At 69.7% G+C, this 17,017-nt stretch carries 14 protein-coding genes; 8 read left to right on the top strand and 6 right to left on the bottom strand.

Annotated elements, in window-relative coordinates; genetic code table 11:
- Positions 1-4 precede the first annotated feature (4 nt).
- Together F8566_RS15275 and F8566_RS15270 are read left to right on the top strand one after the other, a co-directional pair.
- Entirely contained in the window at positions 5-304 is a 300-nt protein-coding gene (locus F8566_RS15275; protein ID WP_151560857.1) for a 4a-hydroxytetrahydrobiopterin dehydratase, read from the top strand.
- Positions 304-777, top strand: coding sequence for a TIGR00725 family protein (locus tag F8566_RS15270; RefSeq protein ID WP_151560856.1), 474 nt, complete (start codon positions 304-306; stop codon positions 775-777). Before F8566_RS15275 ends, F8566_RS15270 begins: the two co-directional genes overlap by 1 nt.
- A gap of 24 nt (positions 778-801) precedes the next feature.
- On the opposite strand, the gene F8566_RS15265 is transcribed toward F8566_RS15270, so the two are convergent.
- The 5 genes from F8566_RS15265 to F8566_RS15245 all read right to left on the bottom strand — a co-directional run bounded on the left by F8566_RS15265 (position 802) and on the right by F8566_RS15245 (position 6,755).
- Complete coding sequence (locus F8566_RS15265) at positions 802-1,593, bottom strand: SDR family NAD(P)-dependent oxidoreductase (protein WP_151560855.1); 792 nt, start codon at positions 1,591-1,593, stop codon at positions 802-804.
- Between the two features lie 104 nt (positions 1,594-1,697).
- Positions 1,698-3,638 carry a response regulator gene (locus tag F8566_RS15260; protein WP_225993195.1) on the bottom strand — a complete coding sequence of 647 codons (1,941 nt, stop codon included), beginning with the start codon at positions 3,636-3,638 and terminating at the stop codon, positions 1,698-1,700.
- Complete coding sequence (locus F8566_RS15255) at positions 3,611-4,051, bottom strand: response regulator (RefSeq protein WP_151560854.1); 441 nt, start codon at positions 4,049-4,051, stop codon at positions 3,611-3,613. Before F8566_RS15255 ends, F8566_RS15260 begins: the two co-directional genes overlap by 28 nt.
- Positions 4,048-5,427 carry a sensor histidine kinase gene (locus F8566_RS15250; protein ID WP_151560853.1) on the bottom strand — a complete coding sequence of 460 codons (1,380 nt, stop codon included), beginning with the start codon at positions 5,425-5,427 and terminating at the stop codon, positions 4,048-4,050. The genes F8566_RS15255 and F8566_RS15250 overlap by 4 nt, the downstream gene beginning before the upstream one ends.
- On the bottom strand, positions 5,424-6,755 hold the full coding sequence (locus F8566_RS15245) for a hypothetical protein (RefSeq protein ID WP_151560852.1): 1,332 nt from the start codon (positions 6,753-6,755) through the stop codon (positions 5,424-5,426). Before F8566_RS15245 ends, F8566_RS15250 begins: the two co-directional genes overlap by 4 nt.
- Before the next feature lie 83 nt (positions 6,756-6,838).
- Between F8566_RS15245 and F8566_RS15240 the strand changes: the two genes are divergently transcribed.
- Positions 6,839-7,345, top strand: coding sequence for an Hpt domain-containing protein (locus F8566_RS15240; RefSeq protein ID WP_151560851.1), 507 nt, complete (start codon positions 6,839-6,841; stop codon positions 7,343-7,345).
- Here the strand turns inward: F8566_RS15240 and F8566_RS15235 are convergent.
- Complete coding sequence (locus tag F8566_RS15235; RefSeq protein ID WP_151560850.1) at positions 7,327-8,022, bottom strand: response regulator transcription factor; 696 nt, start codon at positions 8,020-8,022, stop codon at positions 7,327-7,329. The two genes, F8566_RS15240 and F8566_RS15235, sit on opposite strands and share 19 nt — an antisense overlap.
- Before the next feature lie 610 nt (positions 8,023-8,632).
- Between F8566_RS15235 and F8566_RS15230 the strand changes: the two genes are divergently transcribed.
- From F8566_RS15230 to sbnA, 5 genes are read left to right on the top strand one after another with little or no spacing between them, the layout of a single operon-like run.
- A complete protein-coding gene (locus F8566_RS15230; protein WP_225993194.1) occupies positions 8,633-11,257 on the top strand; it encodes a Pls/PosA family non-ribosomal peptide synthetase in 2,625 nt (874 codons plus the stop codon).
- Positions 11,254-13,827, top strand: a complete 2,574-nt coding sequence (locus F8566_RS15225; RefSeq protein ID WP_151560849.1) for a non-ribosomal peptide synthetase — start codon at positions 11,254-11,256, stop codon at positions 13,825-13,827. Before F8566_RS15230 ends, F8566_RS15225 begins: the two co-directional genes overlap by 4 nt.
- A gap of 11 nt (positions 13,828-13,838) precedes the next feature.
- Positions 13,839-14,843, top strand: a complete 1,005-nt coding sequence (locus tag F8566_RS15220) for a TauD/TfdA family dioxygenase (RefSeq protein ID WP_151560848.1) — start codon at positions 13,839-13,841, stop codon at positions 14,841-14,843.
- Positions 14,840-15,910 (top strand): 2,3-diaminopropionate biosynthesis protein SbnB, encoded by a 1,071-nt coding sequence (sbnB, locus tag F8566_RS15215; protein ID WP_151560847.1) that lies wholly within the window; start codon positions 14,840-14,842, stop codon positions 15,908-15,910. Before F8566_RS15220 ends, sbnB begins: the two co-directional genes overlap by 4 nt.
- A 36-nt stretch (positions 15,911-15,946) precedes the next feature.
- Positions 15,947-16,945 carry a 2,3-diaminopropionate biosynthesis protein SbnA gene (sbnA, locus tag F8566_RS15210; protein ID WP_151560846.1) on the top strand — a complete coding sequence of 333 codons (999 nt, stop codon included), beginning with the start codon at positions 15,947-15,949 and terminating at the stop codon, positions 16,943-16,945.
- Positions 16,946-17,017: the final 72 nt, after the last annotated feature.

Genomic DNA, 17,017 nt, shown 5'->3' with positions numbered 1-17,017 from the left:
AGCGATGGCCGGCACTCTCGACGACGACGCCATCACCACCCATCTCAAGGAGCTGCCCGACTGGTCCCGCGCCGGGGACGAGATCCGCCGGGAGCTGACGGCTCCCTCGTTCCTGGCGGGCATCGATCTGGTGGTCGAGGTCGCGCGGGCCGCCGAGGAGGCCGACCACCATCCCGACATCGACATCCGCTGGCGCACCGTCACGTTCGCGCTGAGCACCCACAGCGCCGGCGGGCTGACCGTCAAGGACTTCGATCTGGCCCGGCGGATCGACCGGATCGCCACCGAGCACGCGGCCCAGTAGTGCCGCTCCAGGTGGCGGTGTGCGGGCCGCGGATGTGCTCGGAGGAGGAATGGCAGGACGCGTGCACGACGGGCCGGCTGCTGGCCGAACGGGGGGCCGTCGTGATCTGCGGCGGGCAGGGCGGCGTGATGGCCGCCGTGGCCGGTGGCGCGCGGTCGGCGGGCGGCATCGTCGTGGGCGTGCTGCCCGCCGCAGACCGTTCCTCCGCCGATCCCGCGCTCACGGTCGCGATCCCCACCGGTCTCGGCGAGGCGCGCAACAACGTGATCGTCAACGCCGCGGACGCCGTCATCGTCATCGGCGGGTCGTGGGGGACGTTGTCGGAGCTGGCGCTGGCGATGCGGTCGGGCCGGGTGCCCGTCGTCCAGCTCGGCGGGTGGCACGTCCTGGACGAGCAGGGCCGCCCGCTGTCGGGCATCTGCCATGCGAGCACGCCGCGGCAGGCGCTCGAGCTGACCGGCCTGTGGTCCTGACACAAGCGCGGCTCGTCCGGCAGCTCAATGGCTGGAGAGCCCGCCGTCGACGAAGAGCGCCTGGCCCGTGACGTACGCGGACGCGCGGCTGGCCAGGAACACCGCCGCGCCTGCGAAGTCCTCGGCCAGGCCGTTGCGGCCGGCCATCGTGCGGGCGGCCAGCGCGGCCACCTTCTCGGGGTCGCTGGACAGCCGGGCGTTCAGCGGTGTCATCACGAACCCGGGCACGAGCGTGTTGCAGGTGACACCGTGCGGTGACCAGGCCTCGGCCTGGGAACGGGCGAGGCCCTCCAGCCCGGCCTTGGACACCCCGTACGCGCCGCTTTGCACGAACGCTCGGAAGGCCTGCTGGGAGGAGACGTGGATGATCCGGCCGAAGCCGCGTCGCGCCATGCCGGGCCCGAACCGTTCACCCAGCAGGAACGGGGCCTGCAGGTTGACCGCCATCGTGGCGTCCCAGACCTCGTCGCCTATCTCGCCCATCGGGGGCCGCAGGTTGATACCCGCCGAGTTGACGAGGATGTCGGGTTCGCCGAACGGCTTGACGGCCTCCTCGGCGGCGCCGCGGACACCGTCGCGGGAGCCCAGGTCGGCGCTGACCCACGCGGCCCGGCAGCCGTGGTCCTCCAGCGCCGAGACCGTGGCGGCGAGCTCGGCCTCACGCCGCGCCACCACCACGACGCTCGCCCCCGCCCGCGCCAGCGCCTCGGCGATGGCGCGGCCGATGCCCGAGCTGCCGCCGGTCACGAGGGCCACCCGGCCTTTCAGGGAGAACAGCTCCGTGAGATAGCCGGGGGAGCCGGGCTGCGATGTCATGCCCGCACCCTAGACGAGACGGAGTAGTACGAAGTCAGTGGTAGTGGTCGCGGGCCGTGCGAACTGCGGGCGGCCGTGTTGCTCGCGCCTGATCAGCTCGTGACTCATCCTCCGGGTCCGAGGATGGCGTCGAGCTGGGCCAGCAGGTCGGCGGAGGTGAACGGCTTGCGGATGAGGGCGGTGCGCGGCGGCAGGACGACGCCGCTCGGCAGGGAGCCGGTGGTGTGCCCGGACATCAGCAGCACGGGGACGGCCGGGCGCGCGCGCCTGATCCGCTCCGCGAGCTCGACGCCCGACATCCCGGGCATCACGACGTCCGCGAGCAGGACGTCGATCCAGGGCTCGCCGGCATCCGCGATCCGGAGCGCCTCGATGGGCGAGGCGGTGTCGATCACCTGGTAGCCCGACTGGGCCAGCATGGTCTCCACGAGGTCGCGGACTTCGCCGTCGTCCTCCACCACGAGGGCAGTCGCGTCCCGGCGATGCGGCCGCGCGGGACCGGAATCAACCGCCGCGGGCGCGGGCTCGCGCGTGGCGGGCAGGTCGATGGTGACGGTCGTGCCCTCACCTGGTTCGGACTCGATGCCGATCTCGCCTCCCGCCTCCTTCACGGCGCCGTAGACGGTGGACAGGCCGAGCCCGGTGCCCTGGCCCCGTCGCTTGGTGGTGAAGAACGGCTCGAAGGCGCGTTCGGCCACCTCGGGCGACATGCCGAAGCCGGTGTCGGTGAGGCTGAGGCGCACGATGGGCGGCACGCCCGCGGCCTCCACGCCGGCCGTGCGGATCGTCACGCGGCCGCCCTCGGGCATCGCGGCGCGGGCGTTGAGCAGGACGTTGAGCAAGATCTGCTCCAGCTTGCTGCGGTCCATCCTGACCGTGTTGAGACCGGGTTCGAGCTCGGCGATCAGCTCGACGTCCTCGCCGATCGTGCGGCGCAGCAGCTGCCCGGTGTCCTCGACCACCGCGTTGAGGTCGAGGATCTCCGGCCGCGAGGGCTCCAGGCGGCTGAAGATGAGGAGCTGGCGGGTGAGCGAGGCGCCGCGCTCGGCCGCCCGCTGGATGCGTTCGAGATCGTCCCGGACGGCGCTGTCGTCCGGCGCGGACTCCAGCGCCAGTTCCGCGTGGCCGAGGATGACCATGAGCAGGTTGTTGAAGTCGTGGGCGACGCCGCCGCCGAGCTTGCCGAGGGAGTCGAGCCGCTCCACCTGGCGCAGCCGGTGCTCCAGCCGTTCCCGTTCCCGCTGCGCGGCCACCTGCGCGGTGATGTCGCGCAGAATGCCCTCGACCGCTGCCGGCCGCCCGTGCTCATCCCGGACGGCGACGGCCCGCTGCTCGGTCCAGACGGTCGTCCCGTCGGGGCGGTGCCAGCGGACGACGAGCGGCTCGGGCGCCGCGGAGTGCCAGGACCTCTCCAGAGCGGGCCGGTCGGCCGGATCCACGAAGGACAGCACATGGCCGGGGTCGCCGCACAACTCGTCCGGACGGTGGCCGAGGATGAGGGCCGCCGCCGGGCTGACGTACTCGAGCTCCTCACTGGGCAGCAACCGGTAGCGGAAGATGATGTCCGGCGCGTTCTCGGCGAACAGCCGGAAGCGTTGCTCGCTCTTGCGCAGGGCGTTCTCCGCCTCTCGCCGGCGGCGCCGCACCTGCGCGTCCTGGAGCTCTCTGCGGACCGCGGGGGCGATCCCGGTCAGATGGTCCTTGCTGATGAAGTCGTGCGCGCCGTCCCTCATGAGCGCTGCGGCGTGCTCGTCGCCGATCTGCCCGGAGACCAGGATGAACGGGATGTCGAGGCCGGTCTCGTGGAGCAGCCGCAGCGCGTCCTCCGCGGTGAAGGCGGGCATGCGGTAGTCGGAGATGATGATGTCGGGTGGGTGGCCGCGCAGTGCGCGCGCCGCGGCCTCGGCCGTCTCCACCCGCTCGTACGTCACGTCCAGGCCGTCGCGCCGGAGGTGGGTGACGATGAGGACCGCGTCGTCGTCGTCGTCCTCGCAGAGCAGGAGGCGGACCGGGGCCGTCATGGCGGGCACTCCGACGACGGGCACCTTTTGTTGATGTCGAGCCAGTACGCGCTGAGCGTCCGCACAGTCCGGAGGAACTCGTCGTAGGCGACCGGCTTGCACACGAAGCTGTTGGCGCCCAGCTGGTAGCTCGCGACGACGTCGCGCTCCTCCGTGGACGTGGTGAGCATGATCACCGGGACGTACCGGGTGCGTTCGTCCGACCGGATCCGCTGGAGCAGCTCGAGCCCGCTGAACTTGGGCAGGTGGATGTCCATGAGGATGATCGCGGGCCGCAGCGGGCTGGTGCCGTCCGCGGGCAGCAGCCGGGTGAGCAGCAGCTCCCCGTCGGTCAGCACGACGATCTCGTTGCCGACGCCGTTCTTGGCGAACGCCCGCAGGGTCAGCGTGATGTCGTCGGGATTGTCCTCGACCAGCAGGATCGGCGCGTCTCTCATGACCCGTCCGTTCCGGGCCGGGCGTCCACCGTGAAGTAGAACGCCGCACCCTGACCAGGCGTGCCCTCGGCCCAGATCCGGCCGTGGTGGCGGGCCACGACGCGGGCCACGATCGCGAGCCCGACGCCGTTGCCGCTGAAGTCGATCGCGGGGTGGAGGCGCTGGAACGGGACGAACAGCTTGTGCGCGTAGGCTTCGTCGAAGCCCACGCCGTTGTCGCGCACGTAGAAGACACCGGACGCGCCGTCATCGCTGACGGCTCCGTCGTCCGCGCTGCGGTCGCGGACCGCGCCGACGTCGATCCGCGCGGTCGCGCGCCTGGAGGTGAACTTCCAGGCGTTGGAGAGCAGGTTGCGCAGCACGAGTTCGAGCAGCGCGGAGTCGCCCATGCAGGCCAGTCCCCGCTGGACCGTCAGCTCGACCTTCCGGTCGGGATCGGCGTGGCTGAGCTCGTCGGCGATCTGTTCGGCCAGCGCGGTCAGGTCCACCGGCCGGCGGCGCAGTTCGGCCCGCGACGCGCGGGACAGATTGAGGAGATCGTCGATCAGCCCGCCCATGCGGTCGGCGGCGGCCCCGATCCGGCGCAGATAGTCCCGGCCCGTCTGGTCGAGGCGGGCGCTGTAGTCCTCCAGCAGCGCCTCGCTGAACCCGTTGAGCGTGCGCAGCGGCGCCCTGAGATCGTGCGACACCGAGTAGGCGAAGGCGTCCAGCTCGCGCGTCGAGGCCTCGAGCTCCACGGTCCGCTCCCTGACCCGGTGCTCAAGCTCGGCGTTGAGCCGCCGCACCTGCTCTTCCGCGCGCTTGCGGTCGGTGATGTCGGTGGAGATGCCGCAGACCGCGTACGGGTGGCCGTCGACGTCGGTGATCGGGTACTTCACGGTGATGTAGGTGTGGGTCCCGTCGGGCTGGGGCGCGGCCTCCTCCATCACGGTCGGCGTCTCCTGGGCCAGCGCCTTGAGGTCGTTGGCACGGAAGGCGTCGGCGACCGGTTTGGCGAACAGGTCGTGGTCGGTCAGGCCCACCAGGTCCTCCCGCCGGACGCCGAACAGCTGCTCGTACTGGCGGTTGACCAGGAGGTAGCGGCCGCGGACGTCGCGCATGTAGATGACGGCCGAGGTGTTGTCGATCACCTTGAGCAGCCGGTCGGCGTCGGCGCGCGCCTCCCGCTCTACCGCTCGGGCGTGGGCCAGGGCGTGCTCGTCGCGAGCCGCGGTGCGCGCAATCAGCAGCCCGGCCCCGCCGAGCACCGCCACGGCCGGCAGCCCGAGCCCGAGCGCCGCGGCGTCGCCGATGACCAACCCGGCGGCCAGCACGGCGATGGCGACGGTCACGACCAATGTCACCATCGCGACGACCCGGTGGCTCGCGCCCATCATGATCGCGATCCCACGAGCGTGACGTCCGCGGTGAACCCCGGCCGGGTGTCCTCCAGGTCCGGCGCGTTCAGCAGGGAACGGTCGGGCCTGCGGACCGTCGGGGGACCGAACCGGCGCAGCGCGTGGCGCTGGCGCGCTCTGGCCAGGCGGACGAGCATCGGCTCGTCCATGCCCGTCGTGCCCGTCCGGTTCGACACCAGGGGCCGGTCACCGACGCCGGTCGTGTCCCGGATGTGCTGCGGTTTGAAGAGGTACTTCTCGGCGAGCATGAGGTGGACGGCGCCGACCTTGGCGTTGGCGTTGAGCAGGCAGTACCACGCGCCGAGCATCGGGTGGCGGCGGAGGGCGGCGCGGGTCTGCTCGAACGTCATCGCCTCCAGCGTCGCGTCGTCCAGCCCGAGCGCCTCCAGCAGGGCCGCCGTCAGCGACGGGCGGCCCATGAGGGCGGTGAGGGTCCTGCGCTCTTCGTCGAGCATCGCCGGGAAGTTGCGCCTGATGTGCGTGTCATAGTCCGGGAACGCGATCCCGAGGAGGAAGTCGCGGCGGTGGAACTCGGGGTCCTGGGCGCCGCTGGGCGGGACGTCGCCGCGCTCCCAGTGCACGGCGAACTGCCGGAAGACGTCCATGAAGTGGCCGGGACGCAGCCCGCCCCGGTCGGGAGGCCGCTTGGCGAAGTCGTGGTTCAGGTGGGCGACGTCCAGCAGCAGGGCCGTGGCCAGCCTGGTCCGCCGCTCCGCCTCGGCTGACAGGATGTGCACGTCGCCGTCGGCGATGGGGGCGAGCGCCTGGTTGGCGGCGAGTTCGAGCGCCTCCGACTTCTTCAGCAGCTCGAAGAACGAGACCTCACTGGGATCGCCGGTGTAAGTCCTGACGCGCAGGTCGGCGAAGCACCCCGGGAGGACGGAGACGACCGGGCCGCCGCCGATCCTGACCTCGATGGTCGGAACGTTCCAGCGGACGAGCGAGGCGTAGCAGTCCCGCGCCGGATGCCCGGTGCGCGTCGTCCTGGTCAGCCGGGCGAAGTAGTCGGGGAACGGGATGCCGCACGACCCCGCGCGCAGGGCCGCGAACGACTCGCGCGGCCTGGCCTTGCGCGACAGGTCCTCCTCCTGGAAGTGCCGCGCCACGCACGATCCCGACAGCCCCAGCAGCACCGTGAGCCGCCGTGCGTCCGCGGGGTCGAGCTCCTCCGGCGGCGGAAGGTCGGCCAGGACCGACCGTGAGAATTCCGCGACCAGTGTCCCGGGCGGCTTCGCTCCCGCCAGGATCGACCGGTTGAGCCGCGGCAGCTCGGTCAGGACCCAGTGGTTCAGTGGTTCGAGCAACACCGTGGATCCCCTCTTATGGCCTCGGCTTCTTGACGGAAGCATGATTCTGGCGAGACGTTCGGTGAACGTCGGCATCTGAGCCTGTGGTGGTACTCACGCGCCGAGCCTGCGGAGAGGTACCCGATGGATCCCAGGCCGCCGATGAGACCGCGGGCAGCCCGGCGGGCCGGGATCGCGGCGAGGCGGGACCGTTGAACCCGGTGGGGCGGCGGGGCGATCCCCCGATCGACCGCTGCGTGCTGGACAGCCTGCGCCGGGACGTCGGAGAGAACATCCTGAAGGCGTTCATCCGGACGTACCTGGACCTGCTGCCCCGGCGGCTCGCCGAGATCGAGCTGGCCCTCGAACGCGGCGACGCCGCGGACGCGCGCCGCGTCATGCTCGATCTCCGGTCGGGCAGCGCCATGATGGGGGCCGCCCGCCTGGCCGCGCTGATGGGCGAGATGGAGGCGCTCGTCCGGCGGGGCCGGACCGCCGACGCCGCCGGCCTCCTCGGCCAGATGCGGCGTGAGGCGGTGGACGTGGCCGCCGTGGTGGGCGAGAACGAAGGGCCGCGCGAGCACATGGGCGATCATTCCCCCAATCTGTAGCCCACGCCGTGCACCGTGCGTATCCAACGGCCCGACCGGGCGTCGTCGCCCAGCTTGCGCCGCAGGTTGGCGATGTGGACGTCGATGACGTGGTCGTTTCCCGGCCACTCGGTCCGCCAGACCAGCCGGGTCAGTGTCTCCCGCTCCCACACCCGCCGCGGATTCGAGGCCAGGATCGCCAGCAGCTCGAACTCGATCTTTGTAAGGTCCACGAGCCGGCCGGACAGGCGCACCTCCCGGCTCTCCTCGTCGATCGCGAGCTCGCCGAACCGGAGGGTCTTGGGCTTGCGGCCCTCCGACGTCGCCGCAGTGCGGGGCCGACGGAACATCGCCGCCACACGCGCCCGGAACTCCAGCACCGAGAAAGGCTTGGTGACGTAGTCGTCGGCGCCCACCTCCAGGCCCACTAGCCGGTCGGCCTCCTCCAGCCGGGCGGTCAGCACGACGATGTAGGCGGTGGTCATGGTGCGAAGCCGCCGGCACACCTCGATCCCGTCCAGGTCCGGCAGCGTGAGGTCAAGCGTGATCAGATCGGGCTCCACCTCGTCGACGCGGTCGAGGCCCCGCTGTCCTGTCGCGGCCTCCCATACCTCGAAGCCGGACTTCTGCAGCACCTCGCACAGCAGCAGCCGGACGTCCGCCGCGTCCTCGATCACCAGCGCCCGATGCGGTTCCACAATCCGCCCCCCAACCGGGCCATGGACTGCGCCTCAGCGTCACTTGCCACACCACGGCGTAGCGAAAACAATCCCTGACCAGTCCAATCGTCCCCCGGCGGCCTGCCCCCGACCACCCGTGGCAGGGAAGTTTGAGGCACCAATGAGGGGCAGTTGAGGATCGCTGAACATTCGCTTCCGGGCGTCGAACACCGTGCGAGGTGCGCCAGGCGAGGCACGGTGAGCACGAGACGAGCCCGGCGGGCAGGCCGCCGCCGAAGAACAGCACGAGGGGCATCGCCAGGGCATCCCTGGAAGGCCAGGTGCCGAGGTCTCCATTTTACGTGGCCGTGATTTTACGTGGCCGTGCGGTGTTGATGTCGAGCACGGTATCTCGCCCGGCGAGGACGTTCTTACCAAAAGTGACCGGGCTCGTCTTAAATCATGGCTGCCATGGCTCGATAGCCGATGAGGAGTTCGATCGGATGGTCATGCCCTCCTGATGATGATCAAGGCTGGACGTGGCCATCTTGGCAAGATGAGCCAATGCTGACGAGTCGTTGAGGAGCGCTGAACATCCGGTTCCGAGTGTGGACACATAGGCATTGGCAATTACTGTCAAGGAGCTGAGGTGTTGGGGAAATCCGGCGAGATCTCGACAGCCGATCTGGGGGGACCCTCAACCAGCCAGAGCGGCCACGCGGGCGCGGCGACCCGCACCGAGCGGATCCTCGCCGAGGTGCTGGCCGACGTCGTGCGCGTCGAGCAGGTGCCGGTCGATGGCCACTTCTTCGATGACCTGGGTGCTGACTCATTGGTGATGGCCCATTTCTGTGCACGGGTCAGGAAGCAGGCGGACCTGCCGTCGGTGTCGATGAGGGACATCTACCGGTACCCGACGGTCAGAAGCCTGGCGACGGCCCTCGCGGACGCCGGGCCCACCCCTGTCAAGTCGCCGGCCCCGGCGCCGATTGAGGTGGCTGCACCGGTCGGCACGTTGCCGTACGTCCTCTGCGGGACGCTGCAGTTCCTGATTTTCCTCGGATATTCCTACCTTGCCGCACTTGTCGCCGCTCGAGGCTACGAATGGATCTCCGCCGGCTCGGGTTCGATCGGGATCTACTTGCGGTCGGTCGTCTTCGGTGGCGCGAGCTTCCTCGGTGTGTGCATCCTGCCGATCCTGGCGAAATGGATTCTCATTGGCCGGTGGAAGCCCCGGCAGATCCGCATCTGGAGCCTGGCGTACGTGCGCTTCTGGACCGTCAAGACGCTGGTCCGGTCGAACCCGCTGGCCCTGTTCGCCGGTTCGCCGCTCTACGTGCTCTATATAAGGGCGCTGGGCGCGAAAGTCGGGCGAGGCGTCGCGATCTTCTCCAGGCACGTGCCGGTGTGCACCGACCTGCTGACCGTCGGCGACGGCACGGTCATCCGTAAGGACTCCTACTTCAACGGCTACCGAGCCCACGCCGGGCTCATCCAGACCGGCGCGGTCACCCTCGGGAGCGACGTGGTGGTCAGCGAGTCGACGGTGATCGACATCGAGACCTCGATGGGCGACGGGGCGCAACTCGGCCATGCCTCTTCGCTGCTCGCCGGGCAGGCCGTGCCCGACGGCGAGCACTGGCACGGAACCCCTGGGCAGCGGACCGACGTGGACTTCCTGGAGTGCGATCCCACCGGCTGCGGCACCCTGCGGAGAGCCGTCTACACCGTCTCACAGCTGCTGAGCGTGATCCTTGTGTATGTTCCGCTGGGGATCGGCGGCCTGGCCATGCTGTTGGCTGAGGTCCCGAAGCTCAACGCGCTCATGGGCGAGGGGGCCCTGGCACTCACAGGCTGGAGGTTCTACCTCGACGCCCTGGCCATGTCCTTCGTGCTGTTCTTCGGCTCAGTGCTCGTCGGCCTCGTCGTCGTCTGCACCGTCCCTCGCGTGCTCAATCTCGCGATCAAGGCGGACAAGGTCTATCCCCTGTACGGCTTCCACTACGGGGTCCACCGGACGATCGTGCGGCTGACCAATGTCAAGTTCTTGAGCAACCTGTTCGGCGACAGCTCCTACATCGTCCACTATCTGCGCGGCATCGGATACGACCTCGGAAAGGTCGTCCAGACCGGGGCGAACTTCGGCGGCAACGTCAAGCACGAGAGCCCGTACCTGAGCTCGGTCGGCAGCGGAACGATGGTCGCCGACGCGCTGTCGATGATGAACGCCGATTTCTCAAGCACGTCCTTCCGGGTGTCCCGGGCGTCGATCGGGGCACACAACTTCCTCGGAAACGGCGTCGCCTATCCCTCGAAGGGCAAGACCGGCGACAACTGCCTGCTCGCGACGAAGGTCATGGTACCCATCGACGGGAAGGTCCGGGAGAACGTCGGGCTCCTGGGCTCACCTGCTTTCGAGATTCCGCGGTCGGTCGAGCGTGACAGCAGCTTCGACCATCTGAAGACCGGGGAGGAGTTCCGCCGCCGCCTCGCCGCCAAGAACAGGCACAACATCGCCAGCATCGGGCTGTGCCTGCTGACGCGGTGGATGTTCGTCTTCGTGACCATCCTGCTTGCGGGCATCGCCGCGGACCTCTACCACGCGCTCGGAGCGGCGGTGATCGCGCTGGGGATCGTCTCCACCCTCCTGTCCGGCGCCGCCTACTGGGTTCTGGTCGAACGCGTCGTCACGGGGTTCAAGCCCCTGCCTGTGCTGCTCTGCTCGATCTACGAACCCGCCATGTGGCGGCACGAACGGTACTGGAAAGTGCCTTCGATGTCCTACCTCGCGGCCTTCGTCGGTACTCCGTTCATCAACGTGATCCTGCGGCGGCTGGGTGCCAGGGTCGGCCGCAGGGTCTTCAACGACGGCTGCGGCATGCCGGAGCGGGCGCTGGTCGCCATCGGGGACGGCTGCACGCTCAACGAGATGAGCACGATCCAGTGCCACTCGCAGGAGGACGGCACCTTCAAATCCGACCACTCCACCCTCGGCTCCCAGGTCACCCTCGGGATCGGCGCCCATGTCCACTACGGCGTGACGATCGGCGACTGCGCCGTGCTCACCGCCGGCTGCTTCCTGATGAAGGGCGAAGAAGTCCCACCGCACGAACGGTGGGGCGGAAACCCAGCCAGGGGGATGCGAGATGCCCACAACCAGGCCCCGGCAGCGCTGAACGGGCAGCGGAACCATCTCGCCCAGCGCGCTCAACCGGCTGGACGACCAGAGGCGAACGGCCCCTCGGCAACGGTGAGTGGAGGGAAGGTCCAATGAAAGAGCTAGGGCAGGCCGACCGCGAGTTCTGGCGCGGCGTGCTCGTCGCCGGCGGCCGCACTGCGATCCCGCGATGGACCCTTGATCCTGTGCCGGGCATCGCCGAGCACGAGGCGACGATCCCCGACGACCTCGTGGCGGCGTTGCGCAGGCCGGTGGACGAGCCGGCGATGCCGCTCAGCTCGGTGCTGCTGGCCGCGCACGCCAAGGTGCTGGCCGCGCTGTCCGGCGAGCGCGAGGTCTTGACCGGCTACGTCGCCGTGGAGGGCGGCCGGCCGTTGCCCTGCCGGGTGACGACCGAACCCGGCTCGTGGCGGACGTTGCTGCTGGACACCCGTCGCGTCGAGTCGGAGCTGCAGTCGCGCAAGGACTTTCCGGTCGCCGATCTCAGGCGCGAGCTGGGCCTGACCGGACCATCGTTCGAGACCGTGTTCGATCCGACCGGCGACGGCGGCGACCTCGCCGAGGACACCGTGCTGTCGGTGGGGGTCTCGCCACACGATCCACACGATCCACACGGCGGCGGGCTCGCCCTGCGGCTGCGGTACCGGACCGACGTGCTCGACGCTGACGGCGCCGCCAGGGTGGCCGGTTACCACCTCACCGCGCTCGCGCTGATCGCCGCCGATCCGGATGCCGACCATGGGCGGCAGAGCCTGCTGTCCGCCGAGGAACTCCGCTTCCAGCTCGACGGGCTCGCCGGACCGCGCCGGGAGCTGCCGGACCGCCGTTTCCACGAGCTGTTCGAGCAGCGGGTGCGGGCACACCCGGACGCCGTCGCGGCCGTGCACGGCGATCGGCGGTGGACCTACCGGGAGCTCAACGCCCGTGCCAACCGGCTGGGACGAGCCCTGCTGGCGCGGGGGTTGCGCCGCGAAGGTGTCGTCGCGGTGGTGACCGAGCGCAACCTGGACTGGATGGCCGCCGTCCTCGCGATCTTCAAGGCCGGTGGCGTGTACCTGCCCATCGAGCCGCATTTCCCGGCCGAGCGCATCGCGACCGCGGTCTCTCGCGCCGGTTGCGGCCTCGTGCTCACCGAAGCCGGCAGCGCCACCACGCTCAAGGCGGCCCTCGGATCGCTGCCCCGAGTTCAGACGCTCTTCGTCGACGCGGCCTACGACAACCATGCCGATGACGATCTCGGTGTCCACGTCGCGCCGGACCAGCTCGCCTACATCTACTTCACCTCCGGTTCCACCGGTGAGCCCAAGGGCGCGATGTGCGAGCACGCGGGCATGCTCAACCACCTCTACGCCAAGATCGACGACCTGGAGATCGGCGAGGGCCAGGTGGTCGCCCAGACCGCACCCCAGTGCTTCGACATCTCGCTGTGGCAACTGGTCTCCGCGCTCCTGGTCGGGGGGCGGACCCTGCTGGTCGGGCAGGAGGTGATCCTGGACGTCCAGCGGTTCGTCGACACGATCGCCCGTGGCCGGGTCTCGGTGCTCCAGGTCGTGCCGTCGTACCTCGAAGCCGTGCTGTCGTACCTGGAGCGGCACGACCGTTCGGGGCGGCACCCCCGCGAGCTGCCGGACCTGCGGTGCGTGTCGGTCACCGGCGAGGCCCTGAAGCAGGAGCTCACGCAGCGCTGGTTCGCGGCCGAGCCCGGGATCAGGCTGGTCAACGCCTACGGGCTGACCGAGACCTCGGACGACACCAACCACGAGGTCATGGACCGGGCACCGGACGGCGAACGGGTCCCGCTCGGTCGCTGCGTCAACAACGTGTACGCCTACGTCGTCGACGAGCACCTGGCACCGGTGCCGCTGGGCGCCCCCGGCGAGATCGTCTTCTCGGGGATCTGCGTCGGCCGCGGGTACGTCAACGACCCCGAGCGCACCCGGTCGGCCTTCATGACCGATCCGCACCGCGAAAGCCGGCGGCTCTACCGCAGCGGCGATCACGGCCGCTGGCGGCCCGACGGCAAGCTGGAGTACCTCGGCCGCAGGGACACCCAGGTCAAGATCCGTGGCTTCCGGATCGAGATCGGCGAGATCGAGAATGCCCTGCTGCGGGTGCCCGGTGTCCGCGACGGCGCCGTGGTGGTCGCCGAGCGTGCCGGCCAGAGCAGGCATCTGGTGGCCTTCTACTCCGGTCAGCGGCCGCTCAAGGTCGGCTTCCTGCGGGACCGGCTGGGCGAGTCGCTGCCCGAGTACATGGTCCCCTCGGCCTTCCACTGGCGGGAAGGTCTGCCGCTGACCGGCAACAGCAAGATCGATAGGAAGGCCCTGACGGCTCTCGCCGGAGAGCTCGACGCCGCCGGGGAGGATCCCCTCGCGCCGAGCACGCCGACCGAGCGGCGGCTGGCGGCCGCATGGGCGAAGGTGCTCGGCATCCCGCAGGACCAGATCGGACGGCGGGACCACTTCTTTGACCGGGGCGGCACGTCGCTGGCGGCGGTGAAGCTGGCGATCACCCTGGACCGTGCGGTGTCCCTCAAGGACATCACCCGGCATCCGATCCTCGCCGAGCTGGCCGGGCTGGTCGACGGCAGGGACGGGGTCGGTGACATCGAGCGGCGCTCCCCGGGCGCCGCCGAGCCGTTGGCTTCCTCTTCGAGTGGCAACTGAAGGGAATCAAGATGATCTCCTCATTCACCGCGTCACTGCTCGACCTGGATCTGCGACCCGGCAGGCCTGCGATGCTGCGGGCCGAGGCCACGGGTGACGCGCCGAACTGGGCGGCCGGGCATCGGGACGCGTTGCGCGCCGTCGTCGCCGAGCACGGTTCGGTCCTGGTCCGCGGCCTGGGGCTGAGCGACGCGGCCGAGACCGGCGCCGTCTTCCGGCGGCTGGCCACCAGCCTGATGGTCGAGAAGGAGTCCTTCGCGTCCCGGCGGATCTACTCCGACGGGGTGTACTCCGCGCCGAAGTGGCCCCCGAACCAGCAGATGTGCATGCATCACGAACTGAGCTACAGGCTTGATTTCCCCGGCCTGATGATGTTCGCGTGCCTCAGGGCGCCCACCGTCGGCGGGGCGACCGCGGTGGCCGACTCGCCGACCGTGCTCGACGCGCTGCCGGCTGCGCTTGTCGAGCGGTTCGAGCGGGAAGGCTGGCTGCTCACCCGCACCTACAACGACGAGATCGGGGCGTCCGTCGCCGAGTCGTTCGGCACCGAGGACCGTGGCGCCGTCGAGAGCTACTGCCGCGCCAACGGGATCGAGTTCGAATGGCAGCCCGACGGCGGACTGCGTACCAGGCAGCGCCGCAGCGCCGTGGTGCGCCACCCGGTCACCGGCCGGCGCTGCTGGTTCAACCAGATCGCGTTCCTCAACGAGTGGACGATGGACCCCGAGGTCCACGAGTTCCTCGTGGACGCCTACGGGGCCGACGCGCTGCCGTTCAACACCCGCTTCGGCAACGGCGACCCGGTCGGCGAGAACGTCGTGGACCTGCTCAACCAGGCCTACGAGGCCAACACCGCACGCGAGCCGTGGCAGGCCGGCGACCTGATGCTCGTCGACAACGTCCGCACCGCGCACAGCAGGGAGCCCTTCGAGGGACCGCGGGAAGTGCTCGTCGCCATGGCCGACCCGGTGCGTCTGGCCGACTGCTCACCGACCACCGAGGTGATCTCCAGATGACTTCCGTCCGTTCCATCGCAACGGAATCCGCGATCCCCGAGCCCATCATCGTGCCACCGTTCGCGGTGATCTCCGGTGCCCAGGTCCAACGGGCGCTCCAGGGCCGCGAGAAGCAGATCGTGGAGTTGGTCGAGGCCGCCTACCGGTTGCACGGCGCCGGTGATTCGGTGAACCCGCCGTCCTACTTCCTGCGCTTCCCCGACCGCCCGTCCGCCCGGATCATCGCGCTGCCCGCCTCGATCGGCGGGCAGGTGCGGGTGGACGGCCTGAAGTGGATCTCCAGCTTCCCGGAGAACGTGACGGCCGGCATCCCGCGGGCCTCGGCCGTGCTGATCCTCAACGACCACGACACCGGCTACCCGTTCGCCTGCCTGGAAAGTTCCATCATCAGCGCCACCAGGACGGCCGCGTCGGCAGCGTCGGCGGCCGACCGGCTCAGCCGCGGCCGGCGGCGCCCGACGCGCGTGGGGTTCTTCGGGGCGGGCCTGATCGCCCGCTACATCCACACCTTCCTGGACGCCACCGGCTGGTCGTTCGACGAGATCGGCGTGCACGATCTGTCCGCCGACAACGCGGCCGGCTTCCGCGGTTACCTGGAGCGGTCGGGCACCGCCGGCCGGATCACCGTGCACGACGGCGCCGAGCAGCTGATCCGCTCCAGCGACCTGGTGGTCTTCGCCACCGTCGCCGGTCAGCCGCACGTCAGGGACCTGTCGTGGTTCGAACACGATCCGCTGGTGCTGCACGTGTCGCTGCGCGACCTCGCGCCGGAGATCCTGCTCGCCTCGGCCAACATCGTCGACGACATCGAACACTGCCTCAAGGCCGGAACTTCCGCGCATCTGGCCGAACAGCTCGCGGGCAACCGGGACTTCGTGCACGGCACGTTGGACGACGTGATGGCCGGGCGGGTGACGGTGCCGGCGGACCGGCCGCTGGTGTTCTCGCCCTTCGGCCTCGGAGTGCTCGACCTCGCGGTCGGCAAGTACGTCTACGACGAGGTGGCCCGCTCCGGCGAACTGCACGTCGTGGATGGCTTCTTCCACGAGCTGAGCCGGTACGGATGAGCGGCTAGTGCATTGACGCAGATTCAGGGGGCCATCGTGTCAGTCATTTGCTTTCCGCAGGACTTCAATGAGGAAGACCTCTACATCGACCTTCGGCCGATCTTCGGGCAGTCGCTCTTCCTGAAGTGTGAGGGCTTCAATTTCGCCGGTTCGATCAAGCTGAAGGCCGCGACCGAGATGGTGGAGGCCGCAGAGCGGGACGGAAGCCTGACGCCGCGGTCGATCCTGGTCGAGTCCTCGTCCGGAAACCTGGGCGTGGCACTGAGCATGATCGCGGCGAGCAAGGGCTACCAGTTCCTGTGCGTGACCGACTCCCGCTGCAACCTGGGGACCAGGCGGCTGATGGAGGCGTTGGGCAGCCAGGTGCACATCATCGCCGATCCGGACGCCGACGGCGGCTTCCTGGGCGCGCGGATCAACTACGTCCGTGCGCTGTGCGCCTCCGACGACCGGTACGTGTGGCTCAACCAGTACACCAATCCGGGCAACTGGACGGCGCATTACCGCACGACGGCGCCGGCGATCGCCCGCAGCTTCCCGCGACTGGACGTGCTGTTCGTCGGGGCCGGCACCACCGGGACCCTGATGGGCTGTGCGCGCTACTTCTGGAACTGGCATCGCCGGGTGCGGATCGTCGCGGTGGACAGCGTCGGGTCGGTGACCTTCGGTGGAGCCCCGGGCCGCCGGATGATTCCCGGTCTGGGCACGAGCGTCCCTCCGCCGCTGCTCGTCGAGTCCTACGTGGACGAGGTGATACGTGTCGAGGAGGCGGACACCATCCGTGCCTGCCATCGTCTGGCCAGAAAGGGGTTTCTGTTCGGCGGCTCCACCGGCACGGTGGTCAGTGCCGCGACGCACTGGCTGGCCCAGCATGACGAGAGCGAACCCACCGCGGTGGCCATCGCCCCGGACCTCGGCGAGCGCTACCTCGACACCATCTACCAGCTCAACTGGGTGCAGGCGCTCTACGGTGAGGACGTGCTCGGCTCCGAGGAGCCGACCTCATCAGCGTCTTTGTCACCCTCCCGGTCCTGAAGGACCGAGAGCTTGGGCTCGGGTCGAACACCCAGGCCGAGCGTGCGCGGTCGCGTACGTTCACAGCGGCGA

The sequence above is a fragment of the Actinomadura rudentiformis genome (assembly GCF_008923185.1).
GTDB classification, from domain to species: Bacteria; Actinomycetota; Actinomycetes; order Streptosporangiales; family Streptosporangiaceae; genus Spirillospora; species Spirillospora rudentiformis.
The sequence above is the reverse complement of the archived record's forward strand: the minus strand, read 5'-3'. Positions and strand labels throughout refer to the sequence as shown.